We start from the raw sequence: 24,279 nt of genomic DNA, 5'->3' as shown, positions 1-24,279 counted from the left end.
CTATGACGGAGGCGATCGATCCGGCGATCCCGCTCACCGCGACGGAAACCGTCGAGTGGGCCGGCCGCCCGCGGATCACGACCATCCTTCCGGCAGTCGTGATCGGGGGGCTTCTGCTCATCTTCGCGATGACCGTCAGCGTGACGCGAGGGTCCCCGGCGTTTCTGGTCGCGGTTCCGCTCGGCGTGGCGATCCCGCTGTGGCAGTATATCGCCCTGCAAGGCGTGCAGTACGTCATAACGGACGAGGCGCTGTACGTGAAACGCGGTGTGGTGACTCGGTCTGTGACGCAGGCGAATCTCGAGACCGTTCAGAACAGCTCCTTCGGGCAGGATATCACGGGATCGCTATTCGGATACGGCTCGGTCACATTCGAAATCGCCGGTGGGGACGACCTCTCTTTGCGGGCGATCGAAGACCCTCGCGCGATCCGGGCGCTCGTCGATCGAGCAGCGTCGACCGACGACGGTCTCAGTGGAAGCCACAGGGGGGAAGTCGCGATCCCGGGGGATATGGAGCAGTGGCAGCAAATTCGAGAGGAGGTCCGAGCCATTCGCGGCGCGCTCGAGAGTTAATCGACCGGGTGAGACCGTCAGTGAGTGTCCCGAATCGAGTCTCCAGCGTCGACGAACAGTAGCTCGTCAGACCGGCGGATCAGTCCGATTCCTCGTCGACGACGCGATAGCAGCGGAAGTCGATTCTATCCTCGTCGAGCGACTCCCCGTCGCCGTCGAGGGCGACGAGACGATACACTCCGTTCTGGGGAACGTGGCCGAGCGACTGCGCGTACTCGACGACATCGTCGGTATCGTACCTGTTCGTCTCCCCGACCGGGTCGTCGTTCGGGCTCACCGGGATCCGGTATCGTACCTCCGACTCACTGAACACGACGAGTTCCCTGACGTTCTGCGATTCGACCACTGCCTGCCTAATGGGCACGACCAGTTCGACGACTGGGTTCGTGTTCGCCCCGAACGACCGAACGGTGGGCGTCAGTGAAAAGACCGGATTACTGTCGCCGCTGTCGATGCCCGCTGCACACACGACCTGCGGGCTGCTCGACCGCTGTGTCGCAATACACCCCGACAGACCGCTGACGAGTGTCGCAGTCCCGAAGAGGAGCGTCCGGCGAGTGACCATGAGAGAACGGTACACACGGCTCCCGGATAGGTGTTTCTCGCCCTCTCCGTGGAACCGAGCGATACAGCCGTGGTGCCCGAGCCACGGAGCCCGAAAGCCGTCGAGAGGGGGGCTCCGCCCCGGAGCATGACTGCCGTACCGTCTCGTCAGTGGAAGATGTCGACAGAATCCTCACCGAACAGTTCGCTCGATCACTCCCGCGAGCGAGCGTCGTACGGGTATTTAAACACCCCCGCGAACGGGGGAACTCCGCGATCCCTTCTCCCCCGGAGAGAACGCGCTTCTCGGTTTATATCGGCATCAGTCGTATTCGTATGTGAGGAGAAACACAATGTCAACTAAAACCACGAACGAGTTCGGCGGGGAGTTCGGCGGGATCACGCTACAGGGGAAGGCGTCTTCGCTGTCGGCGCTGTTCCTCGTCATGCTCCGGGCGACGATCGGTGGGATGATCCTGTTCGCGGGGCTCGGGAAGGCGACCGGTGAGCCGTTCGACGCCAGCGGCTACCTCGTCCACGGCGTGGACGCGGCGAGCCCGGTGAGCGGGCTGTACGCCGCGATGGGGACGACGCCGTGGTTCGTCGAGTTCGCGAACGTGTTCGTGCCCGCGACGCAGCTGCTCATCGGGACGGCGCTCATCCTGGGCGCGTTCGTCCGACTGGCCGCGCTCGGCGGCGCGATGCAGATGGCGCTGTTCTACCTCGGTGGGTGGACCGGCGAAGCGCTCGCGCTGTTCGACTCGACCCTGGTGTACGCGGTCGTGTTCCTCACGGTCGCCGCGTTCGGCGCGGGCCGCGTCCTCGGACTGGACGCCTACATCGAGCGGTTGGAGGTCGGCGGCGAGCCCCTGATCGAGAAGGTCCCGGCGCTCCGCTACGTCCTCGGGTGACCGAGGACGGGAGGCTGCGGAGAGCCGTGGGCGCATAACCGCGACATCGCCAACTCGTTTTCGACGAAATCGATTCGCCGCGTTCTCGACCGACGAGCGACGCCGCTCTCGGTCGTCCCTTTCGCGTTCGACGCCGACACCGGCGCGCCGTTTCGGGTTCCAATTCATATAAGAACGCGGGGAGGGAAAGGAGGGATAATGGATCTCGGTTCGCGGGACGCGTTCGCCAGCATGGGAACGCTGGGCATCGAAGAGGAGTTCTACATCGTGGATGCCGAGGGACGCCCGACGTCCGGAACCGACGACCTCGTCTACGGCCGCGACCCGCCGAGCGAGGTGCCCGCGGGATTCGACCACGAGCTGTTTCAGTGTACCATCGAGGCGCAGACGCAGCGGATCGAGGACCCTGACAACGCCGCGGACGCCCTCTCGACGGTGCGAGCGGCGCTCGTCGACCACGCCGCTGCGGACGGGTACCGGATAGCCGCCTCGGGGCTCCACCCGGCGGCAAAGTGGCGGGAGCTCGATCACGTCGAGAAGCCGCGGTACGAGGCCCAGTTGGATCGGATCCGGTACCCGCAACACCGCAACACCACCGCTGGGCTACACGTCCACGTCGGCGTCGACGACGCGGACAAGGCGGTATGGATCGCCAACCGATTGCGATGGCACTGCGCCGTGCTGCTCGCGCTGTCGGCGAACTCTCCGTTCTGGAACGGCTTCGACACCGGCCTGGCGTCCGCCCGTGCGAAGATATTCGAGAACCTGCCGAACACGGGAGTCCCCTCCGCGTTCGACGACTTCGACGCCTTCCAGCGCTACGAGCGCCGGATGGTCGAGCAGGGATCGATCGCCGACCGCGGCGAACTCTGGTTCGACGTGCGCCCCCACACCGGCCACGGCACGGTCGAGGTGCGCGCGCCCGACGCCCAGCGCGACCCCGAGGTCACCCTCGCGCTGGTCGAGTACGTCCACGCGCTCGTCGTCGACTACGCCGAGCGCTACGCGGACGGCGAGTCGGCGACGTCGCTCCGCCGCGAACTGCTCGACGAGAACAAGTGGCGCGCGCTCCGCCACGGCCACGACGCCTCGTTCCTCACGCGGAGCGGCGAGGACACCGTGTCGCTCGGTGAGGTCGTCGACCGCGAGTGCGACCGGCTCGGGATCGACGGGATTCGACGGGTGTACGACGCGGAAAGCGGCACCGAGCGCCAGCGACGGCTCCGCGAGGAGTCCGGGCTCGACGCGCTGTGTGCGGACCTGATCGTGGCGCCGTAGCTAGGCGGACGCGGGCACTCACACCGAGCCGAGGGAGACGCGCCCGGTGTTTCGTTGGAACGAAAGCGACGAGAAACCCTTTTGAGTGCGCGGACCCCTCTTTCTGACATGACGAGCGACGAGTTTGACGACGATTCCGCCGCCGACGCCGACGGCGGTGTCGCCCTCGACGCGGAGGGTGCGGGAGACGAATCGCCAACTGAGCGGACCCGCGAAGAGCTCCGCAAGACCAAAGAGCGGCTGGGCGAGGGCGCCGACAAGGCCGTGAAGGGGTTCGATGACAACGTCGTCGACCTGCTGGCATGGCTACTCGACACCGAGACCCGCGCCCGGATTTACGTCTACCTGCGGGACAACCCCCGTAGCACGAGCGACGAGATTGCCGACGGCACCGGGCTCTACCCGAGCACGGTCCGCGAGGCGCTGGCGGAGCTTCACGACGAGGAGAAGGTCGAGCGCGACAAGCGCGAGGCGAGCGGCGCCGGCAACAACCCCTACGAGTACGAGGCCATCGCGCCGAGCGAACTGGTCAGGGGCGTCGTCGGCGACGTGCAACGCGAGCTGAACGCCGTCTTCAATCTCGACCGACGGCTCGGCGGCGAGTCCACCGACGGTGACGCGGAGCCGGTGCAGATCTCCGTCGACGACGACGAGGACGAGGCGGCGGGCACAGACGGGGATGAGGAGAACGAGGAAGAGGAGGGAGAAGCCGCCGGAGCCGAGGAGACCGACGACGACCGATAGCGCCGAACGGAATCGACACCGACGACTGCCGGGCGGTGAGTCTTCCCCCACGAGCCCGGCTTCGGGACAATTTAAGTTCCGGCCGCGCAACCGACTGGCATGAACGTCGCGCTTGGTGGCACCTTCGACCCCGTTCACGACGGCCATCGGAAGCTGTTCGAACGGGCGTTCGAGCTGGGGGACGTCACCGTCGGCCTCACCTCCGACGAACTCGCCCCGAAAACCCGACACGTCGAGCGCTACGTCCGTCCGTACGACCGCCGGAAGCGTGACCTGGTGGCCGAGCTCGCGCCGCGCGCCGAGAAGCACGACCGTGAGTTCGCTGTGCGGGAACTCACCGAGCCGACCGGCATCGCCGTCGAGCCGGAGTTCGACGCCCTCATCGTCTCGCCCGAGACGAAGGCGGGCGGCGAACAGATCAACGAGATACGTCGCGAGCGCGGCCACCACCCGCTCGAACTCGTCGTCGTCAACCACGTCCCCGCCGAAGACGGCGAGCGCATCTCCTCGACGCGGATCGTCGCCGGCGAGATAGACGAGCACGGAAATCTTACGCCCGACCGCGAGGGACGCGGCGCGACCCGCCCGGAATGACGGGCGAGAGCCGACTCAGCCGGATCGCCATCGGCGAGACCGGCTTCGAGCGCGCGGCCGTCTGGAGTGCGGTCGGCTTCGCGGTCTCGTACGTCGCCTTCGACGCGACGGCGATTCTCGGTGCGGCCGCGGGAGTCACTCCCGCGACCGGCACCGTCGCACCGGTCGCCGCGGCCCTCGCGGCGCTGACCGCGATCGGAACCGTCGCCTTCGCCGCGGTCGGCGCCGGCGTGCTTCCCGCGATTCTGCTCGCGTACGGGCCCTTCGCCGCCGTGCTCCTGCGAGCGATCGGGCCGGTTCCCTACACGATCCCGTTTGCAGACCCCCTCGGGTTCGCGGTCGCGGTCGCCGAACCGCTTGGCGTCGCCCTCGCGGCCGCGGTCGCTGTCGGCACGGCCGGCTACCTCGTCGGTCGGGTCGTCGCCGGGATCGGGGGCGGCGGTCCGGGAGACGGGGTTGACGGAGAAACGAGCGCCGACGGCGACGCTGACGCGAGCGACTGACGCGAGCGACCGACGCGACCGGTCGACTGTTACGCTTCCTCGAGTGTTCCGTTGAGCACCTTCGCCGCGACGAGCACCGGATCCCACACCGGGCTGAACGGGGGCGCGTACGCCAGATCGAGTCGCTCGACCTCCGAGACGGTCATGTCTGCCTCCAGTGCGGTCGCGAGCGTGTTGATCCGGATCGCGGCGTGGTCCGGGCCGACGATGCTCCCGCCGATCAGTCGCCCGGTATCGCGGTCGGCGACGAGCGTCACATCGGTCGGTTCCGCGCCCGGATAATAGCCCGAGCGGGAGCCGGCGGTGACCGTCTCGCTGACGGGGTCGAAGCCGGCCTCGCGGGCCGACTCCACCTCGACGAGACCCACGCGCCCGGCCTCCATCTCGAACGCCTTCACGACCGCGGTGCCCGCGATGTCGCCCACGAGCGAGGGATCGCCGGCGACGGTGGCGCCGATCGCCCGCCCGGCCCGGTTCGCGGTGAGGCCGAGAGGCATCCACGCCGGTTCGCCGGTGACGGCGTGTCTCGCGGTCGCGCAGTCGCCGGCGGCGTACACGTTCGAGAGGCTCGTCCGCCCGTACTCGTCGGTCCGGATCGCGCCGCCCTCGCCGAGTTCGACGCCGGTCCCCCCCAACAGCGTCGTGTTCGGCTCGATACCAACGCCAACGACCGCCATGTCGACGGGGAACCGTTCCCCGTCGAAGCGCACGGCCTCGATCCGACCGTCGCCGTCGAGGGCCTCGACGGGGCTCCCCGTGTGGACGGTCACGCCGGCCTCGGTCAGCGCGGTCTCGACGCGCTCGCCGACCGCCTCACCGAACGGTCGAAGCAGGTGCTCGGAGCGTTGGAAGACGTGCACGTCGAGGCCCCGGGCGGTAAGCGCCTCGGCGGTCTCGACGCCGACGTACCCGCCGCCGACGACTGCCGCCGTCTCGGGGGCGGGCATCGCGGCGTTGCGCTCGACCCGCTCGCGGTCGACCGCGCTCACGTCCGCGCGGTCCGGATCGTACGCGTTCGGGTCGGCGATGTAGGCGTCGATGGCGGCCGCGGCGTCCATGTCATGGAGTGTGAAGGCACCGTCCACCCCGCGCACGTCAAAGAGGCCGGTCGACGCGCGACCGCCGGTCGCGACGAGGAGGTCGCTGTACGGCTGTTCGAGGGTGTCGCCGTCGGTGGTCTCGACAGTCACCCGCTTCGCGTCCGGATCCACGGCGACGACCTCGTGGCCGCGCCGGAGGTCGATCCCCCGCTCGTCGACCTCGCTCGGGGACAGCGAGAGGAGGTCCGACATGCGTTCGACCCGTCCCTCGATGAAGTACGGCATCCCGCAGAAGGCGTACGATATCCACTGACCCCTCTCGAAGACGACGACCTCGCGGTCGGGCGCCTCTCGGCGGAACTTGCTGGCAGCGCTCAGTCCGGCCGCGTCGGCGCCGACCACAACGAATGGGTCGCTCATGGGCGGGTCGACGAGAGGACCGTACAAAAATGCACGCCGCGGGTGCAGGGCGGACGCCCGGCCCGGGGTCGGTCGGTTACGCGGCGCCTTCGTCGGAATCCGAATCGGCCTCGTCGCCGTCTTCACCGGAATCCGAATCGGCCTCGTCATCGTCGGCCAGACGCGACAGCGTCTCGCGGGCGTTCTCGACGGCCGCCGCCTTCTTCGCCGGGTACGCCTCGACCTTCGCGCGGACGGTGATGCCGGGACCGAGTCGGACGTCGCCGCGGAACGCGGCCTGCTTGTCGACTCGGAGGAACAGCGCGCAGTTGTCGTCGACGCGCTGGTCGAGTTCGTCGATCACGCGGTCGACGTCGTCGAGGTCGGCCAGCGCGTCGAGGACGTGGCGCATACCGTCAGCGTTTTCGATCCGCGCGGAGAGCACGACGATCCGGTCGCCGTGGTGGCCGACATTCTCGACGCGGTCGAGTTCGACGTCCTCGGGGAGGAACGTTCGGAGGGCGTCTTCGACCCGCTTCTCGTCCTCGGTGGCGTACGAGAACGCCCGGAGGTCGACGTAGTGGAAGGGGACTTTTGCCATGCGGGTCTCGGGGTAACGGGGTCGGTTACTCCTCGCTCTCGACGGCGTCGAGCGCGTCCTCGGGGACGCCCGTCTCTTGGCCATCCTCGAAGCTGACCGTGTAGGTCGCGTCGCCGAACATCGTCTCCATCACCTGCGTGATCGTGCCCGTCTCGCCGTCGTACTCGCTGTGTTTGTCGTGGAGCACGACCTCGTCTTCCTTCTCAAAGCTCATGGAATTTGGTTCCAGTGGGACGCTTAAAAGCGCGCGGATCCGGAGCGACCGGAGCGCGGTTGGACGTCGTCTCGGCGGCCGGCGGTCACGCCATCGTGAGCAACACGACGACGATCAACACCGTCAGCACGACGCCGACCGCGAACGAGACGATCAGGCTGTCGATGGCGAGCGCGAGCGCGACGCCGGCGACGATGGCGAGAATACCGACGATCGCCGCCGACAACCCGCCGCGTTCCACGAGTTCGGTGACCGCAGCCGCGGCGCGCTGTCCGAGCGGCGGGTCGGGCGACCGCTCCGGCGGTTTCGTGAACCGTTCGTCGACGGCGACCCGCTGCGTCTCGGACTCCGGAGGCGGGTCAATCTCCATGTCGACGTACCGCGTGTTCGACCCGTACCCAGTAACGATCTTTAGCTTGCCGGCGACCGTCTCGTCGACCTCAGCGGCGGTGACGTGAACCCGTTTGGTCGACTCGCCGTCGACGAAGTGATTCGTTTCGGCGACCGAGCAGACCCGATTGAGGTCATCGTCGAAGTGGAGGTGGACGTGCGTCGACCGACCGAGGTTCTCGAGCACGATGGAGAAGTGACCGTTCGTCGCGAACCGGTCTGGTGCCCGGATCGAGTGGACTGCGTCCCCGTTTAGTTCGACGGCGAGTGTCGGCACGTACGGGTCGACGAACTCACACTAAAAAAAGATGCAGTACGATTCGGACTACGCGGTGGCCTCTTCGCGCATGTCCGGCGGCAGGAGGTTCGGAATCCCGTCCTCGATGGGGTACTTCTCCCCGCACTCGGTGCAGGTGAGCGTCCCGGTGAGGATCTCTTCGTCCTCTCGGTCATCGACGTCGAGTTCGAGGTCGGCCTTGTCGAGCGGGCAGCAGACGACGTCCATCAGCGACTCTTTCATACCGAGGCGTTCGACCGGACCGGTAAAAAACCGTGCGGGTCCGGATCGCGGCGTCGCCGCGTCAATCCCACCGCCCGGCCGTCCGTCGATAGCAACGACTTTGCCGGTCCGTCGCCCCCGGCGAGACATGGGGATTCCGTCGGAACGGATCGACCGCCTGTTGACGCTCGCCCGCGAGGCGGTCGTCGACGACGAGTACGATCGATCCAGGGAGTACGTCGCGCTCGCGCGCCGCGTCGCGGAGCGGAACCGGTGCGGGCTTCCGGCCGCGTTCTCTCGCCAGACCTGCGACGACTGCGACGTGTACCTCCGGCCCGGAAAGACGGGGCGCGTCCGGCTCCGGCCCGGTCGCGTCGTCGTCCGCTGTCGCGAGTGCGGGTCGACGGCGCGGTACCCGTTCGAGTAACCGCGTCGCCGGCTCGCCCCCGCCCGCGGCCCGCCGCTGTCGTCACGATTTAAACCTCACCGACGAGAGGTGCAAGCATGGACTATCGACGACTCGGCAACACCGGACTCAGCGTCTCGGAACTCTGTTTCGGGACGTGGCGCTTCGGGCGGGAGACGAACGGCGTGGTCGAGACGGGCCGCGAGGAGGCCCACGCGCTGCTCGACGCGGCCGCGGACCACGGGATCAACTTCATCGACACCGCCAACGTGTACGGGAATCCGAACGGGACGAGCGAGGAGTACGTCGGCGAGTGGCTCGCGGAGCACGACCGCGAGGATTACGTGGTCGCCTCGAAGGTGTACTTCCCGTTCGACGGGCGCGGCGAGCCCGGACCCAACGACTCCGGGCTCGGACGAAAGCACATCAGAGCGCAGGTCGAAGGGACGCTCGACCGACTCGACACCGACTATCTCGACATCTACTACATCCATCGGTGGGACGAGGAGACGCCCATCGAGGAGACGATGCGCGTCCTCGACGAACTCGTCTCGGAGGGGAAGGTGCACTATCTCGGCGCGTCGACGATGGCGGCGTGGCAGCTGACGAAGGCGCTGTGGACCGCCGACGTCAACGACTACGCCCGGTTCGACGTGGTCCAGCCGCTCCACCACGCCGGCTACTACGAGGACGTCAAGGAGTACCTCGACGTCTGCATCGACCAGGACGTCGCCGTCTGTCCGTACTCCCCGCTGGCGGGCGGGTTCCTCACCGGAAAGTACGAGCGCGCCGACCCGGACGACCCCGAGGAGGTGATTGCACCGGACGGCTCGCGCGCCAGCTTCGACGACCGATTCGAGCGCTTCTACCTCTCCGAGCGCGGCTGGAAGGTGTTAGACGCGGTCCGCGAAGTCGCCGCCGAACTCGACGCGACGCCGGCACAGGTCGCGCTCGCGTGGCTAACCGAGTGGGACGAGTTTACCTGCGTCCCCATCGTCGGCGCGCGGACGGCCGACCAACTGGCCGAGAACGTCGCCGCGACCGACCTCGCCCTCTCCGACGAGCAGTGGGAGAGGATCATGGACGCGCGGTACGCCCCGGACGGGTCGCTCTGGGGACACTGAGCGGTCGGGAGAGACGGAACACGAGGCGAAGACGGACGCCGGCGGCTACGTTTCGAAATCAGGCAGGTCGTCGGGCGCTTCGTACTCTGTCTCCCAGTCGATGTACTCGCTTTTCAGGACGTCGCAGGTGATCTGTCCCAACTCGGTCAGTCCGGCGTTTATCGAGGAGACCGTCCCCCACGAATCCAAGTCGGCGTGGTAGTTGCGCTCTTTCCAATCTTCCGGAATACCGGGTGCGTGGTAGCCGACGCGTTCTGCAAACGAGTCCCAGAAAAAGTCGTACTGCTGGAGCATGTCCAAATCCAGCACGATCTGAAACGCCTCCTCGTCCATGTCCGTGTCTCCGGCCCACTCGAGGAACGCGTCCTCCCATGCCCCCGCTTTCAGGAACGCCCCCAACTCGTCGCGCTTGTAATCCGTGTCTCCGACGACCTCTGCGTCCTCGTATTCGTTCGGGTCGGTCTCTTGCAGTTCGGGCGGTGCCGGCGTATCGACGTCGAGACTCATTAGTACGTGTTTGTTCGCCCCCACGCAAGAGTATGGCTCCTCTGGTCCCCGTTCTGACACCACTGAGAGACTGTTCGGACGGCTATCGGGCACCGAATCCGCGCTGAAGACGGGGCGAGAATCCAGCACGGCGGTGACCACGAGAAGACGACGTGCACTCCTACTGTTGTTTCTCGGTCTCTCAGGACGGAACGTGCAGTACTCCCCCGCGCCAAGGGCGTCTACATATACCACCGTTAATATGCGCTACCGACGTACTGATCATATGACTGCCGGGACGGAAGAAGAGTCACATACCCGACAGGGCGAGTATGCGAAGGTCGGCTATTGGGAGATGGATCTGGATCCCGAACGGCTACGCTGGTCCGAGGAGGTCAGCCGGATCCGCGACCTTCCCGCGGACTACACGCCAACGCTCGAAGCCGGACTCCAGTTCTACCACCCCGAGGATCGGCCCATCATCGAGGCGGCGGTCCGACGGCTCAAAGAGACCGGAGAAACCTACGATTTAGAGCTACGGGAACTCACCGATGAGGGGGAAGTGTACTGGGTCCGAACCACTGGCGTTCCGCAGTACAGCGATGTCGGCGAGATCGTCAAGATTAGCGGCGTTTACCGAGAGATTACCGCGGAAAAAGAGCGCCAACAGGAGCTCGCGGAGATACAGCGAAAGCTCCAAATGTCGAACCAACAGCTCGAAGAGTTCGCCAGCCTCGTCTCGCACGATCTCCGCAGTCCGTTGAACGTCGCCAAGGGGCGGCTCGAACTCGCCGCTGAGACGTGTGACAGCGAACATCTCGCCGTCGCCGAACGCGCACTCACTCGAATGGAGGCGCTGATCTCCGACATCCTCACGCTCGCCCGAGAAGGCAAAGTCGTCGACGCCGTCGAAGCGGTGGCGCTGTCCGAGCTCGTCCAGGAGTCGTGGTCCGTTATGGACACGGCCAACGCGACTCTCGAGGTGGAGGCGACGCGGACGGTGCAAGCCGATCCCGCGCGATTGCAACAGCTCGTCGAGAACCTCATTCGGAACGCGATCGACCACGGGGGCGACGACGTGACGATCTGGATCGGCGATTTCGACGGCGGACTGTACGTCGAAGACGACGGGCCGGGGATCGCCGAACCGGACCGCGAAACGGTGTTCGAGAGCGGCTACTCGACTGCACGAGACGGCACCGGATTCGGGCTTGCGATCGTGAAGGAAATCGCGACCGCTCACGGCTGGGAAGTTAACGTGACAGAGCGGACCGGAGGGGGCGTGCGATTCGAGATAACTGGCGTCGAGACGGAGTGAAGCCGGACGGCTGGCCCGGAGGAAAACGAAACGCTTCCGAGTCGGGACGCCGAATCGAGAGCGCGGTCGCCGCCGCGGGCGATCCGGTCCTTTTACCGCCGTGCCGGATCACCCCCGGATATGGACCTTCGAGGTATCTCGCGCCGGGCGGGAATCGTCGCCGGCGTCGTCACCGTGGTCGTGCTCGCGGCCCCGTACGCGCTCGTGTCGGGGTACGCGACCCAGCTTGCCGGCTACTACGCCGCCGGTACGCTCGGGGCCGGCGGCATCGCGCTGTTCGCGCTCGTCAGCGCCGTCGTCGTCGCCTCCGTCGAACGGGGAAACCTCGACCCCGGAACGCTTGCGGGCGTCGCGGTGATCCTCGGCGCCGCGACGACGCTCAGCGCAGCGACGTGGGCGCTCGCCATCGAGCCGACGACGATGTTCGCGGAGTATCGCTGGCTGCGGTGGCACGCGCCAGTCGTCGTCGCCTTGTCGGTCGCGCTGCCAGTCTCCGCAGCGGTGTACGCCCGGGCGCTGCTATCGTAGGAATCGAGGTGGCGAACGAAAGGCCCTTATGGCGGACCCGAGTATTTTGATATGGACTAGGTCGGGCGGTTAGGCCCCGCTCGTCACCCGCGAGGTAGTCTTTAGCGGGGACCGAACACCGGGCGCGTCCGGTCTGACCGGCGCGGGCCCCGAGAGCCAACGTGGAAGCCTCGTCCGCCGGGGACAGCGGTCCGTGGCGCCCGCTCGCAGGAGCGGTCCGTCGCGGTTCGTCGGCGACACTGGGTCAGGCGCGGAAGCGAGCAGCCCACCGCCGGACGCCCGTCGCTCGTCGGGTCGCGGGGTGGAGAAGGCAATCGGGATACCCCGTGCCGGAACGCCGGGCTAGCCCGCCTGTCCGCCATTCATACGCGTTTTTACTCAATGAGCGGCGGCCGTACACGCCCTGCGACGGCCCCGCTCACTCGTTCTGGACGAACTCACCGGAGCAGTCGTACTCGATCAGTTCGACCGTGCCTTCGGCCTCGACCGTCCCGTTATAGGGGTCCGTTCGCTCGTACAGCTGGTAGACGGTGACGGTCTCGACGCCGACCTCGTGGGTGCGGTTCCACTCCTCACAGAGGTAGTTCGCGAGGTACGAGCGGTGGTTCTCGTTGTCGGCCGAGTAGACGTTCGTGAGGTACTTCCGCCAGCGCGAGGTCGGATAAGTGGTCTCCGCGCGCGCAGGGCGTTCGAAATCGACCGGTGAGTCTCGTAACACGTCCCGTTCGGTGCCGTTCTCGAGGGCGCCGGGTGCGACGAACCACCGAGTCGTGTAGGTGGGATCGGGCGCGAACATCCGCCAGGACTGGTCCATTTCGACGACGTCTAAGACCTCCTCTGCGGGGTCGGGAACCTCGGCCAAGTCGACCGCCTGCGCGCTCGAGAGGACGATCAACACGAGGAAGACGTACGGCAGGACCGTCGAGAGGAGCACACGTCCGCGGGTGAACCCGGCAGCGAAGTCTGTGCCGCGGAGCCCGTCGAGGCGCCCGGGCGCGGTCGGTCGGGGGAGCGTCGGTTCGAGCGAGCGCAGATATCTCACCAAAGATTCGAGCCGGGCTCGCCAGCGCGAGAGCGACGTCGACCACCCCAGACGAGCGAGAGCGCGCTCGAGGGCGTCCCACACGGGCGTCTGAAAGAACGGGAGGAAACCGACGACGACGATGATGGGGAAGAGGTCGATCCGCATCGTGACCGCCATGCCGAGGTGCATGCCGACGAACAGCGAGGCGAGCACAGCGCGCGGCACGCCGGTGAGGAGGAGCAACAGCGGCGACGCGAACAGAAGCGCGACCCACAGGACGGTGAGCGCGCGCAGCAAGCCGTGGAACTCGGCGAGGTGATTGCCGAGCAGGTAGGTGAAGTGGTCGGCCTGCATGACGTACACGAGCGCCTCGCCGCTCATCCAGAGGTCGCCTCCGTACTTGTGAACGGCGTTGGTCACGTACATCACCAGCATCTGCAGCAGAACCGCCATCGTAGCGACGGTCGCCACTGAGGGGGCGCTCGGACCCGACGTCGGGGGATCGGCATCGTTCCCCGTGGAGAGATCGGCATCGGACCTCGTGGTAGAGTCGGCCTCGGATCCCGTGTCGGTCCGCGCGTCCGCCCGCTTGACGGCGTCGACCGACCACCGCGCGCCGAGGGGGAGGAAGACGCTCCAGAAGAGCAGCATGCGCAGCAGGCTGTCGCCCGCGTTCAACAGCATCGGGTTCCGGGCTTGCAACGAGAGCAGCAGTAGCCAGGAGACGACCGCCGCGAGTCGCGACCGATACCCGACGAGCAGCGCGAGGGCGAACGCGCCCGCGACGGCGAACAGCAGCGCGACGGTCCACGGTTCTCCGACGAGTGCGTGCAGCGAGTGGCTCGTCGAGTAGTCAGAGGCGAACGCTCGTCGCGGGAGCACGCCGTAGTCGGTGTAGAAGGCGGTCAACCAACGCGACCGCCGCACAAGGTCGACGAGCAACAGCGCCGCGAGTCCGATCCGGAAGGCCGCGAGCGCGCGCAGGTCGACCGCGACTCGCGCGGCGAGTGCCGCCGAAAGCCGATCGACAGTGCCCGAAAGTCGCGACCGCGCGGTCTCGGTGGAGGGCTGTCGAGTCATGAATCCAAATTGTGTCGGATGTCTGGACTCTACTTTCGGATGATATAAGCTTGGTGTAGACACAAACGTGCAGTTGGCTGTCCGATCGCGTGGCGGACGGAGCCGACCCTCGAGACGCAGTGACCGGAAGTGTGAACTGTCGGTATCTTGAAGGTCTGTCAGACGATGTCTACAGAGATTCCGGACGACAAGGCGATCATTCTCTTCGACGGCGTCTGCAACCTCTGTAGCGGGTTCGTGCAGTTCGTTCTCCCCCGCGACACGGAGGAGAAGTATCGTTTCGCCTCCCTGCAGTCCGACGTCGGGCAGGCGCTGTTGGTCGAACACGACCTACCGAGCGACGAACTGGAGTCGGTCGTCCTGATCGAAGACGGGGAGAGCTACGTGAAGTCGGCGGCGATCATCCAGATAGCGTCGGGACTGGGCGGCGCCTACCGACTCCTCTCGCCGTTCCGGTACCTCCCGCGCTCGGTTCGCGATCGGATCTACGACTTCGTCGCCGATCACCGATACCGATGGTTCGGCAAGAAGGACCAGTGTATGATCCCGTCCGGAGACGTCCAGTCGCGGTTTTTGGACTGATCGGCGCGACTCCACCGTTCGGTGGCGGTCCGCATCGACCGTTCGGCGGGGTTCGTCTTATGTCGCCTCGCCGCTGTCCTTCCACGCCGAGAAGCCGCCCTCCACGAGCGTCTCCGACTGCCGATCGATGTACTCGCGCTGGGTTTCGTGGACCGCGGTCTCGAAGTCGTCGCCACCGTCGAGCCGAGCGCGGACCCGGTCGCGCTTCCAACTCGCCGGAGTCGTCCGGTTCGCGACCCGCCATCGGAGCGGCGCGAGCCACGACGCCGCCTCCTCCTCGGGACAGCCGGCGGTCCGCAGGCCCGCCTCTGCGTGGTCGATCAGGTCTGCGTACACCGCGTCGGTGTCAGTCGTTGTCTCGCCGTCGTGACTGATCCACTCGATGTCGGCGTCCAGCCCGTCAGCAACCGCCGCGTAGAAATTCTCGCGCGCGGTATCCCAGTCGAGGCCGATGACCGGATGCTCGTGCTGCGTGAGCGACTGCATCAGCCCCGCGAACGCCGCCTGGAAGGCGATGGAGTCGCGGACCGTCGGCTGGGCCGCGATCGGTCGGAACTCGATCCGGGCGTTCGCGCTCGAACGGCTCGACCCCTCGAAAACGGGGCGGACCCACCGCCAGTAGCTGCCATGCTTCGTTCGGAACGATGCGAACGCGTCGTCGAAGCGGTCGGTCCCCTCGGGCTCCGGCATCGGGATCAGCGTCTCGTCGCCGACGATCCGGTCGATAGCAGTCTCGACGTCGTGAACGTCGCGCGGGAAGCGGACCTTAGCCTCGTCGGTGCGGGCGTTCAGCACCGACTCGAACACGTGAATGCGATTCCCGGCCGCCCCCTCGTCGAGGACGCGCTCCCCGTCCCAATCGTCGTCGTACAGGTCAGGCGGGAAGAAGGGAGAGTTGACCCCGAGCGCGAGCAGCGGTCCCGCGATTCGGAGCGCGTACCGGAAGTGCCGCGGAAGCGTCTCGGCCTGCGCGACCTGGTAGTGCGGTTGGATCGAGGTGATGAGGCTCTCCGGCATCACAGTGTCCGCTTCCAGCGACACCCCCGGCGCTTCGAGGAGGGTGCCGCGTCGCTCGCCGGAGCCGGCGTTCGCCATCGCGTGATACCGAACTGCGTCGCTCATGTTGACGGCGACGGTGACGCCGTCGACGTCGACGCTGTCCGTGAGGTACCCGCGGGCCGTCTCGCCGGTCGGCGGAATCGTCCAGATCCCGTCCGAGACGAGTCGCATCCCCTCCACGGCGGCGGTGTTCTCGGCGGCCTCCAACTGCGCCCGGACCTCCGCGAGTTGCGCCCGGAGCCCGTGGTCGGAGAGGGGTTGCGGGCTCGTACTCATCTCGGCGTTGTGGAGCCCCAGTTCCTTCTCGAACCCCATCAGCTCCAGGAGCCGTCGCGGGACGCGCATCAGGGCGTACTCGTTCGCTCGCGACTCCTCGCTCCATCGTCCGTCGGCGACCGCGTAGAACTCGTACTCGAAGCCGACGATCGACTGGTGGTTGTCGAAGGAGCCGTCACGGAGCTCCTGCTTGACGATCTCTCCCTCCGCTTCGACGCGCGCGTCGAACTCGTCCGGGTCGACGGCGAGCGTCTCCCGGACGCCGTCTGCGAGGGCGGGCTCCGTGCTCATGCGACGGGTGACGAGTCGGGCTGGTAAAAAGACCTGCGGCCGATCGGCGGTTTGGGGAGCGTCGGCACGATGCGGCGAGGAGACCGCAACCAGGGGGTGTAGCCGTCGTACCGGGGCGTTTTTGCCCGCCGATCGCCGAGGTCGCATATGGAGTTCGCCACGTTCGCCGCGCGGGCCGAGCAACTCGCGGCCGAGCCGGGCGACATCGGGACGACGCTCGCGGTCGCCGACCTGCTCGAAGCGGCCGGGAGTCGAGGCGGGTCGAACGACGCCGCCGACCGCGACGACGCTACCGAAGGGGACGACGCCGACGACCTCGCGACGGTCACCCGGTTCCTGCTCGGCCGCGTCTTCCCGGCGCACGACACCCGAACGCTCGATATCGGCCCGGCGCTGTGCCGGGAAGCGATCGCCCGCGCAGCGGGCCCGAACGTGACCGCCGCCGACGTCGAGGACCGGCTCGCGTCGGCGGGCGAGATCGGCGCGGTCGCCGCCGGCTTCGACTTCGGCGGCCAGCGCGGCCTCGCTGCCTTCGGCGAGGGACGCGACGCGCTCACCGTCGCCGGGCTCGACGCGTCGCTGCGAGAGCTGGCGGCCGCGTCGGGCGACGGCAGCGAGTCCCGAAAACTCGACTCGCTGTTCGGCCTTTTCAATCGGTGTGACCCCGCCGAGGCGAAGTTCCTCGCTCGATTGGTCCTCGGCGAGATGCGGATCGGCGTCGGCGAGGGGACCGTCCGGGATGCGATTGCCGAGGCGTTCCTGACGGACCCGGAGTCCGAGTCCGCCGAGAGCGACGACGAGGAGCCGACACGGCGCGCCGACGACGAGGCGGTCGGGGCCGTCGAGCGCGCGCTGCAGGTGACGAACGACTACGGCCGCGTCGCGGCCCTCTCGCGTGACGAGGGAATCGCCGGCCTCCGGAAGGAGGGACTCGTCGTCGGGCGCCCCGTACAGGCGATGCTCGCGCAGGCGGGCACCGCGACCGACGCGGTCGAGGCGTTCGGCGAGGTCGCCGTCGAGACGAAGTTCGACGGGGCTCGGGTGCAGGTTCACTACGTGCCGGGAGAGGGGGACGACGGCGACGGCGCAGAGACCGACGCGGTCGACGGACTCGGCCCGAAACTCTACTCCCGGAACATGGACGACGTGACCGATGCGCTCCCGGAGATCGTAGAGCACGTCGCGGCCCGAGTCGACGTGCCGGTCATCCTCGACGGCGAGGTCGTGGCGGTCGACGACGCCGGCGACCCGCTCCCGTTCCAGGAGGTGTTGCGGCGGTTCCGCCGAAAACACGACGTCGGGCGAATGCGCGAGGAGGTGTCGCTCCGACTCCACGCCTTCGACTGCCTCCACGCCGACGGGGTCGACCTGCTCGACGAACCGCTCCGGGTGCGTCACACCCACCTCGTCGAGGTGTTCCCCGACGCGGCGGCGACGTTGGAGTTCGCGAACGACGCGGAGGCGATAGCGGCGGCGGAGGCGGCCGCGCTCGACGCGGGCCACGAGGGAGTCATGCTGAAGGACCCGGACGCGGCCTACACCCCCGGTGACCGGGGGCAAGAGTGGCTGAAGCGCAAGCCCGACGTGGAGACCCTCGACGCGGTCGTCGTGGGGGCGGAGTGGGGCGAGGGGCGCCGCGCGGACCTGTTCGGGACGTTTCTGCTCGGGGTACGGACGGGGCCGGACGCGGCGGACGGCGGGACGGGAGACGGCGGGTTCGCCACCGTCGGAAAGGTCGCAACGGGCCTCACCGACGAGGCGCTCGCCGACCTCACCGAGCGCCTCGAACCGCACGTCGTGGGCGAGTCGGGTACCGAACTCTCGATTCGCCCAGAGGTCGTCGTCGAGGTGGGCTACGAGGAGATTCAGACGTCGCCGACCTACTCCTCGGGCTACGCGCTGCGGTTCCCCCGGTTCGTCGGCGTCCGCGAGGACAAGTCGGTCGCGGACGCGGACTCGCTGGAACGGATCGCACGACTCGCCGGCGACTCGGCGTAGCCATTTAAGTACCGTCCGCGCCGGCGCTCGACCGCCCCCGCTACGCGAAACCCGCTTCACCTTCCGGATCGTATAGGCTTCCATGCCAGGCCCGCTCGGCGACGCGACGCGACGACGGCTGACGGACGCGGCCGCGGCCCGTCTCGCCGACGAGGGATACGAGGTCGCACACCCCGAGACTCGGGCCGAACCCCCGGCGGTGGCGACCCGACCGGGCGACGGCGTGGCGCTCGCGGTCGAACCGCTCACGCCGGACGACGCGACGGCGACGGTGATCGCCTCGCGCACGCGCTTGACCGCGACCGCCGCGCCTACTTCGTCGTCGACGACCCCGAGGTCGCCGCGACGGTTCGGTCGCTTCTCTCGGACCCGCCGTTGCTCGTCGACGAGCGCGACGGCCGCCGGACGTTCCACGCGGGCCCCGATCGAATACCGGTCGCCGGCGGCGGCTACGCCTGCGTCCGGTACGAGGGGCTCGGAGAGCCGACGTTCGCATGGCGCGAGACCGACACGCCGGTCGGGCCGGTTCCCGCGGGGCCAGGGATCGACGCCGCCGCCGTCGACGAGGCGAACCGCCCGGTCGTCCCGCGACTGGTCTGTGAGGTCGACGGCCACGCTGTCGCGGTGCTCGCGGGGGTCGAGAGCCTCCGCGAACCGCCGGCAGAGGCGTTCCCGTACGCGTACAGCCGCCACCCGAACGACAAGCGATTTCGGGTGCGGCGCGGCGCCGACGGCGCAATCGTCGAGAGCGTCAGCGGCTTCGCGCCGATGCGGGCCGCGGGGTACGTGCCGATTCCCATGCCCATCGTCCCGGAACACATCCTCGGGCCGGCGTTCGCGCCCGACCGGGACTCCGGCAACGAAGCAGGAACGGCCGACCTCGACGACGCCTGGGACCTGATTCGGGTCGACGCGATTGACCCGGCATAGCCATCCTCAAGACGCCCGCGACCGGACCGTGACGCATGACAGTCCGCTACGACGAATTCACGGTGGAGTGGCTCGGCTACGCGACGGCGCGCCTCGCGCCCGAGGATGGTCCGGTCGCCTACACCGATCCGGGGCGATACGGCGTCCTCGACGACTACTGGGCGCGCGACGGCGACCTCGTCGTCGTCACTCACGATCATCACTACGACCCGGACGGAATTCGCTCGGTCGCGAGGGAAGACGCGACGCTGGTGATCTACGACGCGGTCGACCCCGCGAAAATCAGTCGCGACGTGGAATCGATCGACTCGCTCGCCGACGACTACGACGTGATCCGCGTCGACGACGAGGCGCGTGTCGACGTCGACACGCCCGCGGGAGCGGTGACGGTGTGGTCCGTCGCCGCACACAACGACCCCGAGGGCCCCAACGCCGGTCCCGACGGCTCGGTGACGCACCCGCCCGGGCTCGGCTGCGGGTTCCTACTCGGCCTCGGCGACCGCACCGTGTTCTGGCCGGGCGACTCCGACGCGCTCGATGCGTTCGCGGAGCTCGATGTCTCGATTTTCCTCGCGAATATCGGCGGCGGCGGCATCGTCTCCGACCGTCACGAGAGCGCGGCCCTCGCCGACCGGATGGACCCGGATCTCGTGGTTCCGATCCACTACGACACCTTCGAAAAGCTGGAAGCGGACGGGGAAGCGTTCGCGGGCGACGTCGCCGCCCGATCGATCCCCGTCGCGCTCGACGCGCGGTCGGCGAATCAGTGAGCGCCGACTCTCGGATTTCGTCTCAGGGCCGCCGGGCGATCAGCGCGGCGGCGATCGCGGCGATCAGCGCGGTGACGACGCCGAAGCCGGGTGCCTCGTCGCCGGTGTTCGCGTCCTCGCCGTCGCTCCCGTCCGCCGCCGACCCGTCGGCGTCGTCGGTATCGCTCTCCCCGTCGGCGCTCCCGTTCTCCTCGTCAGTCGCGCCGTCGTCCTCGGTCTGGAGCTCCGCGACCGCGGTCGAGAGCGTGGTCGTCGACTCGATCACGCTGCGCGGGGCCGGCTGGTTGAGGTAGTTCACGTTCATGACGACGTAGTTCCCCTCGATGCCGGCGGTGGTGCTGGCGTACGGTTCCTCGGCTAAGATCGCTGCGTCAGGCGTGTTCACGAGGATCAGTTCGGGGTCGGTCTGAAGGATCACCTCGTTCGAGAGCTGCGGGTAGCCGTCGCCCTCGGCGGCCGCGACGTTGTTCACGCCGCCGGCCTCCATGATCGAGTTGATGAACGTGTTGTTCGCGGCGACGAAGCCGCTGCCGAGCGGGTACAGCGCGTCCGGCCGGTCGAAGTCGGCGGTCCGGTTCTCGGCGTCGGCGACGGCCTGGTTCATCTCCGCGTTCGTCTCGGCGGCGGCCTCGCAGTTGCCAACGAGCCGACCCGTGACCTCGGTCTTCTCAGCGATGTCCTCGATGGAGGTCGCCTCGGCGAAGTGGTAGACGGTGAGCCCCTGCTCGCGGAGCGCACCGACCTGACCCGCGGACGCGTTCGGTGCGAGCACGAGATCCGGCTCGGTCGCCACGACGCGCTCGATGCTGACGCCGAGCCCTTCCGATGAGACGTTCTCGCGCTCGCTCGCCCCGTCGAGGTACGCGGCGTACTGCGTCACGCCGACGACTCGATCCTGCTCGCCGAGCTCCCAGAGCGTCTGGGCGGCCGACGGGTTCGTCGTCGTGATCCGCTCGGGCGCCTCGTCGAGCGTGATCGTCGTCCCCGTCGCGTCCGTGATCTCCAGTGGGAACCCGCACGTATCGTCCGTCTGGTGGACGCTCGGTCCGGCGTTCGGTGTCTCGAGTGTCGGCGACTCCGTCGTCGGCTGTGCACCCGCGGCCGGACCCGCGACGCCGCCCACGAAGGCGGTCGTCACGAGCAGGGCCATTGCGATGGCGTACCTGGTTCGCATCGGATCGACGACGCGGCTCGTCCAATAAGTATTTACCTACTACAAGTTTTGTTGGAGAACGAATGAATGCCTGGACGCGAGCGTCCGGCTGGTCGGCGGGATTAGCGGTCGCGCTCGTCGTCGCGGTCGTGGTAAGCGCCGCGATCGGCCCCGTCAGAATCCCTCCCGCAGAGGTCGTGAAGGCGGTGTTGAACGCGGTGAGCGTGCCGGCCGGCGTCGAGACGACGACCGCGACGGTCGGCACCCTTCGACTCCCCGGCGTGAGGCCCCTGACCCTGCCCGGGGTCGACCTCACGTACGCCTCGCCGTTCTCGTATCCGGTCGACGACGTCCACGCGCAGATCGTCGTCGGCGTCCGGCTCCCCCGCATCCTGATGGCCGCGCTGGTCGGCTTCGCACTTGCGGCCGCGGGCACCGTCATGCAGGGATTCTTCCGGAACCCGATGGCCGACCCGTCGATCATCGGCGTCTCTTCCGGTGCGGCGGTCGGGGCCGTCGCCTTCATCGTCTTCCCCGTGGCCCTGTCAGCGACGGTGACCCTCCCCCTGATCGGCGCGATCGACATCGGACTCTCGCACAGCGCTGGCGTCAGCCTCTTTGCGTTCGTCGGCGCGCTCGCGGCCGCGTTCGGCGTGTATGCGATCGCGACGCGACACGGCCGGACGCCGGTCGCAACGCTGCTGCTCGCGGGGGTCGCGGTCCAGACGTTCCTCGGCGCGGTCATCTCGTACCTCCAACTGCAGGCCGGCGAGTCGCTCCGGCGGATTGTGGCGTGGCTGATGGGTCACCTCTCCGGGGCCTCGTGGAGCGAGGTCGCGGCGACGGCGGTCCTGGTGCCCCCGTTGTTCCTGATCCTTCTCGTGTACGCACGCGACCTCAACGTCCTCCTGTTGGGCGAGGAGGAGGCGCGCGGACTGGGGATCGCGGTCGAGCGGACCAAGCGGATCCTGCTCGGTGCCTCCGCGCTGATCACGGCCGCGGGCGTCGCCTTCGCCGGCGTCATCGGCTTCGTGGGGCTGATCGTCCCCCACATGCTCCGGCTGGTCGTCGGTCCCGACCACCGGGTGCTACTGCCGACCGCGGCGCTCGCGGGCGGGTCGTTCCTCGTCGCCGCCGACACGTTTGCCCGCGCCGGGAGCACGGAGCTCCCGGTCGGTATCGTCACCGCTGCGGTCGGCGCGCCCTTCTTCGTCTACCTGCTCTCGAACCGTGAGGTGCACGAGCTGTGAGCACCGACTCGACCGCGGAGGGAGGCGGGAGCGAGGATGCCGACGGTGGTGACGCTCCACACGCCGACGAGCCGCTCATCGAGGTCACCGATCTGGCGGTGTCGTTCGGCGATGTGTCGGTCGTCTCCGGCGTCGACCTCCGCGTCGAGCGCGGCGAGTGTGTCGGACTCGTCGGCCCAAACGGTGCCGGGAAGACGACGGTGCTCCGCGCAATCAAGGGAACTCTCGCGCCCGACGCGGGAGCGGTCCGGCTCGGGGGCGACCGGGCGTGCGACCTTACTGCGCGCGAGGCCGGTCGACGTGTCGCCAGCATCCCCCAGGAGACGGGGCTCGCGTTCGACTTCCGGGTGCGCCACGTGGTGGAGATGGGACGGACTCCGCACCTCGGCCGGTTCGACGGCCACGGCTCCGACGATGACCGGGCGGTCCGCGAGGCGATGGCGGCGGCGGGCGTCGCGCGCTTCGCCGATCGGTCGATCACAGAGGTTTCGGGCGGAGAACGGCAACGAGTGTTACTCGCGCGGGCGTTGGCGCAGGAGACCCCGGCGCTGCTGCTCGACGAGCCGACGGCGAGCCTCGACGCGAACCACGCCGTGCGTACCCTCGAACTCGTCCGCGACCTCACCGAGGACGGTCACGGCGCGCTCGCGGCGATCCACGACCTCGACATGGCGGCCCGGTACTGCGACCGGATCGTCGTCCTCGCGAACGGCGGCGTCAGCGCGACCGGTCCGCCCGCGGAGGTGTTGACCGCGGACACGCTGCGCACGGCGTTCGACGCCGAGGCGTTCGTCGGGCGGAACCCCGCGACCGGAACTCCCGCGGTGACCGCGTTCGACGCCGTCGGCGTGGACGACGGCTCCGAGGTGCGGCGCGTCGACCCCCGACGCCTTCACATCGTCGGGACGGGGCGCGAGACCGCACGGGTCGTCGCCCGCCTCGCGGCTGCGGGCCACGACCTCTCAGTCGGAGTGGTCACCGGGGGCGACGCCGCCGCCGAAACCGCCCGCGACGCCGACGCCGCGGTCGTCGCCGCCCCTGCGTTCGAGCCGGTCGACCCGGAAGTTCGCGAGGCCGCGGTGGCGCTCTCGCGCGACGCCGACGCCGCGGTCGCCGTCGGCGATGCCACCGCCACCGATCGCGGCAGCGTCGACCGAGTCAACCCCAACACGGCGGTCCTCGCGGCCGCCGACCGCGTGATCGAGGTCGACGCCGACGTCGACGACGACTCCCTGTTCGACGCGGTTTCCGACGCCGACACCGACACCGACGCCGACCCGAGACGACCGCGTGACACGTGACAGCAACCGAGTCCAGTACCGGACACGGGAGGGTCACGCTCGGCGGCGTCGACCTCCCGGTTGCCGACGGGGAGTTCGTCGCGGTGGTCGGTCTCTCGGGGTTGCGACACGTCGACGCTGCCCCGCGTGTTCTCCGGACTGCAGGGCCGGTCCGAGGGCGACGACGCGGTCGAGCTTCCGCCGGACGTCGACCGCAACGACCTCGGCGCGCGTGACCGCGGCCGGAACGAAACGAACGTCGATTCCCCTTATTACTCGGGTTCCGAAACGACAGCTCTCGTCTGCGCCGGCGAAAATATAAGGTGTATAATGAGTTGGTATGGCGTTGGTGTCGTGCGGTCTCGCGCGATCGCGGGTCCATCTGAACCTGTCGCCGGAGCGGCGTTTTTGCTTTCGGCACAAGCGTTAAGTT

Annotated in this window: 25 protein-coding genes, 1 other RNA gene and 1 pseudogene; 17 read left to right on the top strand and 10 right to left on the bottom strand. The window is 68.2% G+C overall.

Features of this window, described 5'->3' with window-relative positions; all coding sequences use genetic code 11:
* Positions 1 to 2 precede the first annotated feature (2 nt).
* The gene (locus tag ACNS84_RS02375) at positions 3 to 575 is read left to right on the top strand and encodes a PH domain-containing protein (protein ID WP_435073242.1); all 573 of its coding nucleotides are present in this window, start codon (positions 3 to 5) and stop codon (positions 573 to 575) included.
* Positions 576 to 654: 79 nt separating this feature from the next.
* Here ACNS84_RS02375 and ACNS84_RS02370 read toward each other — a convergent pair whose 3' ends face one another.
* Entirely contained in the window at positions 655 to 1,140 is a 486-nt protein-coding gene (locus tag ACNS84_RS02370; protein ID WP_435073241.1) for a hypothetical protein, read from the bottom strand.
* Between the two features lie 331 nt (positions 1,141 to 1,471).
* Between ACNS84_RS02370 and ACNS84_RS02365 the strand changes: the two genes are divergently transcribed.
* The 5 genes from ACNS84_RS02365 to ACNS84_RS02345 all read left to right on the top strand — a co-directional run bounded on the left by ACNS84_RS02365 (position 1,472) and on the right by ACNS84_RS02345 (position 5,148).
* Positions 1,472 to 2,029, top strand: a complete 558-nt coding sequence (locus tag ACNS84_RS02365) for a DoxX family protein (RefSeq protein WP_435073240.1) — start codon at positions 1,472 to 1,474, stop codon at positions 2,027 to 2,029.
* A 198-nt stretch (positions 2,030 to 2,227) separates the two neighbouring features.
* Positions 2,228 to 3,307: a glutamate--cysteine ligase gene (locus ACNS84_RS02360; RefSeq protein ID WP_435073239.1), complete on the top strand. Its 1,080-nt coding sequence runs from the start codon at positions 2,228 to 2,230 to the stop codon at positions 3,305 to 3,307.
* 108 nt (positions 3,308 to 3,415) lie between these two features.
* A complete protein-coding gene (locus ACNS84_RS02355) occupies positions 3,416 to 4,051 on the top strand; it encodes a winged helix-turn-helix transcriptional regulator (RefSeq protein WP_435073238.1) in 636 nt (211 codons plus the stop codon).
* 99 nt (positions 4,052 to 4,150) lie between these two features.
* Positions 4,151 to 4,645, top strand: coding sequence for a phosphopantetheine adenylyltransferase (locus tag ACNS84_RS02350; RefSeq protein ID WP_435073237.1), 495 nt, complete (start codon positions 4,151 to 4,153; stop codon positions 4,643 to 4,645).
* Positions 4,642 to 5,148 (top strand): hypothetical protein, encoded by a 507-nt coding sequence (locus ACNS84_RS02345; RefSeq protein ID WP_435073236.1) that lies wholly within the window; start codon positions 4,642 to 4,644, stop codon positions 5,146 to 5,148. Before ACNS84_RS02350 ends, ACNS84_RS02345 begins: the two co-directional genes overlap by 4 nt.
* Positions 5,149 to 5,177: 29 nt before the next feature.
* On the opposite strand, the gene ACNS84_RS02340 is transcribed toward ACNS84_RS02345, so the two are convergent.
* From ACNS84_RS02340 to ACNS84_RS02320, 5 genes are all read right to left on the bottom strand, one after another.
* The gene (locus ACNS84_RS02340; RefSeq protein WP_435073235.1) at positions 5,178 to 6,608 is read right to left on the bottom strand and encodes an FAD-dependent oxidoreductase; all 1,431 of its coding nucleotides are present in this window, start codon (positions 6,606 to 6,608) and stop codon (positions 5,178 to 5,180) included.
* Between the two features lie 76 nt (positions 6,609 to 6,684).
* Entirely contained in the window at positions 6,685 to 7,188 is a 504-nt protein-coding gene (locus ACNS84_RS02335; RefSeq protein WP_435073234.1) for an RNA-binding protein, read from the bottom strand.
* Positions 7,189 to 7,213: 25 nt separating this feature from the next.
* The gene (locus tag ACNS84_RS02330; RefSeq protein ID WP_004050211.1) at positions 7,214 to 7,402 is read right to left on the bottom strand and encodes a hypothetical protein; all 189 of its coding nucleotides are present in this window, start codon (positions 7,400 to 7,402) and stop codon (positions 7,214 to 7,216) included.
* A gap of 85 nt (positions 7,403 to 7,487) precedes the next feature.
* The gene (locus tag ACNS84_RS02325; protein WP_435073233.1) at positions 7,488 to 8,069 is read right to left on the bottom strand and encodes a DUF7524 family protein; all 582 of its coding nucleotides are present in this window, start codon (positions 8,067 to 8,069) and stop codon (positions 7,488 to 7,490) included.
* 48 nt (positions 8,070 to 8,117) lie between these two features.
* A complete protein-coding gene (locus tag ACNS84_RS02320) occupies positions 8,118 to 8,312 on the bottom strand; it encodes a methytransferase partner Trm112 (protein ID WP_435073232.1) in 195 nt (64 codons plus the stop codon).
* Positions 8,313 to 8,439: 127 nt separating this feature from the next.
* Here ACNS84_RS02320 and ACNS84_RS02315 point away from each other — a divergent pair, with 127 nt between their 5' ends.
* Positions 8,440 to 8,718: a ribonuclease P protein component 4 gene (locus ACNS84_RS02315; protein ID WP_435073231.1), complete on the top strand. Its 279-nt coding sequence runs from the start codon at positions 8,440 to 8,442 to the stop codon at positions 8,716 to 8,718.
* Between the two features lie 77 nt (positions 8,719 to 8,795).
* Entirely contained in the window at positions 8,796 to 9,821 is a 1,026-nt protein-coding gene (locus ACNS84_RS02310; protein WP_435073230.1) for an aldo/keto reductase, read from the top strand.
* 45 nt (positions 9,822 to 9,866) lie between these two features.
* On the opposite strand, the gene ACNS84_RS02305 is transcribed toward ACNS84_RS02310, so the two are convergent.
* Complete coding sequence (locus tag ACNS84_RS02305; RefSeq protein WP_435073229.1) at positions 9,867 to 10,328, bottom strand: DUF7992 family protein; 462 nt, start codon at positions 10,326 to 10,328, stop codon at positions 9,867 to 9,869.
* A 265-nt stretch (positions 10,329 to 10,593) separates the two neighbouring features.
* Here ACNS84_RS02305 and ACNS84_RS02300 point away from each other — a divergent pair, with 265 nt between their 5' ends.
* The 3 genes from ACNS84_RS02300 (at position 10,594) to ffs (ending at position 12,514) form a co-directional block, all read left to right on the top strand.
* Complete coding sequence (locus tag ACNS84_RS02300; RefSeq protein WP_435073228.1) at positions 10,594 to 11,625, top strand: sensor histidine kinase; 1,032 nt, start codon at positions 10,594 to 10,596, stop codon at positions 11,623 to 11,625.
* Positions 11,626 to 11,745: 120 nt separating this feature from the next.
* Positions 11,746 to 12,153 (top strand): DUF7548 family protein, encoded by a 408-nt coding sequence (locus ACNS84_RS02295; protein WP_435073227.1) that lies wholly within the window; start codon positions 11,746 to 11,748, stop codon positions 12,151 to 12,153.
* A gap of 49 nt (positions 12,154 to 12,202) precedes the next feature.
* Positions 12,203 to 12,514: signal recognition particle sRNA (gene ffs / locus ACNS84_RS02290), an RNA gene on the top strand.
* 57 nt (positions 12,515 to 12,571) lie between these two features.
* On the opposite strand, the gene ACNS84_RS02285 is transcribed toward ffs, so the two are convergent.
* Entirely contained in the window at positions 12,572 to 14,257 is a 1,686-nt protein-coding gene (locus tag ACNS84_RS02285; RefSeq protein WP_435073226.1) for an HTTM domain-containing protein, read from the bottom strand.
* A gap of 165 nt (positions 14,258 to 14,422) precedes the next feature.
* Between ACNS84_RS02285 and ACNS84_RS02280 the strand changes: the two genes are divergently transcribed.
* Complete coding sequence (locus tag ACNS84_RS02280) at positions 14,423 to 14,839, top strand: thiol-disulfide oxidoreductase DCC family protein (RefSeq protein ID WP_435073225.1); 417 nt, start codon at positions 14,423 to 14,425, stop codon at positions 14,837 to 14,839.
* A 57-nt stretch (positions 14,840 to 14,896) separates the two neighbouring features.
* Here ACNS84_RS02280 and ACNS84_RS02275 read toward each other — a convergent pair whose 3' ends face one another.
* Positions 14,897 to 16,465, bottom strand: coding sequence for a glutamate-cysteine ligase family protein (locus tag ACNS84_RS02275; protein WP_435073224.1), 1,569 nt, complete (start codon positions 16,463 to 16,465; stop codon positions 14,897 to 14,899).
* A gap of 147 nt (positions 16,466 to 16,612) precedes the next feature.
* On the opposite strand from ACNS84_RS02275, the gene ligA reads away from it, so the two are divergent.
* The 3 genes and pseudogenes from ligA (at position 16,613) to ACNS84_RS02260 (ending at position 20,163) form a co-directional block, all read left to right on the top strand.
* Positions 16,613 to 18,463 carry an ATP-dependent DNA ligase LigA gene (gene ligA / locus ACNS84_RS02270; protein WP_435073223.1) on the top strand — a complete coding sequence of 617 codons (1,851 nt, stop codon included), beginning with the start codon at positions 16,613 to 16,615 and terminating at the stop codon, positions 18,461 to 18,463.
* Positions 18,464 to 18,545: 82 nt separating this feature from the next.
* Positions 18,546 to 19,393: pseudogene (locus ACNS84_RS02265) on the top strand (hypothetical protein).
* A gap of 35 nt (positions 19,394 to 19,428) precedes the next feature.
* Positions 19,429 to 20,163, top strand: coding sequence for an MBL fold metallo-hydrolase (locus ACNS84_RS02260; RefSeq protein WP_435073222.1), 735 nt, complete (start codon positions 19,429 to 19,431; stop codon positions 20,161 to 20,163).
* A 22-nt stretch (positions 20,164 to 20,185) separates the two neighbouring features.
* Here ACNS84_RS02260 and ACNS84_RS02255 read toward each other — a convergent pair whose 3' ends face one another.
* Positions 20,186 to 21,337 carry a PGF-CTERM-anchored ABC transporter substrate-binding protein gene (locus tag ACNS84_RS02255; RefSeq protein WP_435073221.1) on the bottom strand — a complete coding sequence of 384 codons (1,152 nt, stop codon included), beginning with the start codon at positions 21,335 to 21,337 and terminating at the stop codon, positions 20,186 to 20,188.
* A 62-nt stretch (positions 21,338 to 21,399) separates the two neighbouring features.
* On the opposite strand from ACNS84_RS02255, the gene btuC reads away from it, so the two are divergent.
* Positions 21,400 to 22,566 carry a vitamin B12 ABC transporter permease BtuC gene (btuC, locus tag ACNS84_RS02250; protein ID WP_435073220.1) on the top strand — a complete coding sequence of 389 codons (1,167 nt, stop codon included), beginning with the start codon at positions 21,400 to 21,402 and terminating at the stop codon, positions 22,564 to 22,566.
* On the top strand, positions 22,563 to 23,867 hold the full coding sequence (locus tag ACNS84_RS02245) for an ATP-binding cassette domain-containing protein (RefSeq protein WP_435073219.1): 1,305 nt from the start codon (positions 22,563 to 22,565) through the stop codon (positions 23,865 to 23,867). The genes btuC and ACNS84_RS02245 overlap by 4 nt, the downstream gene beginning before the upstream one ends.
* Positions 23,868 to 24,279: the final 412 nt, after the last annotated feature.

Source organism: Halorubrum wangae, from assembly GCF_051194135.1.
Classification (GTDB): Archaea; Halobacteriota; Halobacteria; order Halobacteriales; family Haloferacaceae; genus Halorubrum.
Note: the sequence above shows the minus strand (reverse complement) of the source record. Positions and strands in the feature narration are given on the sequence as shown.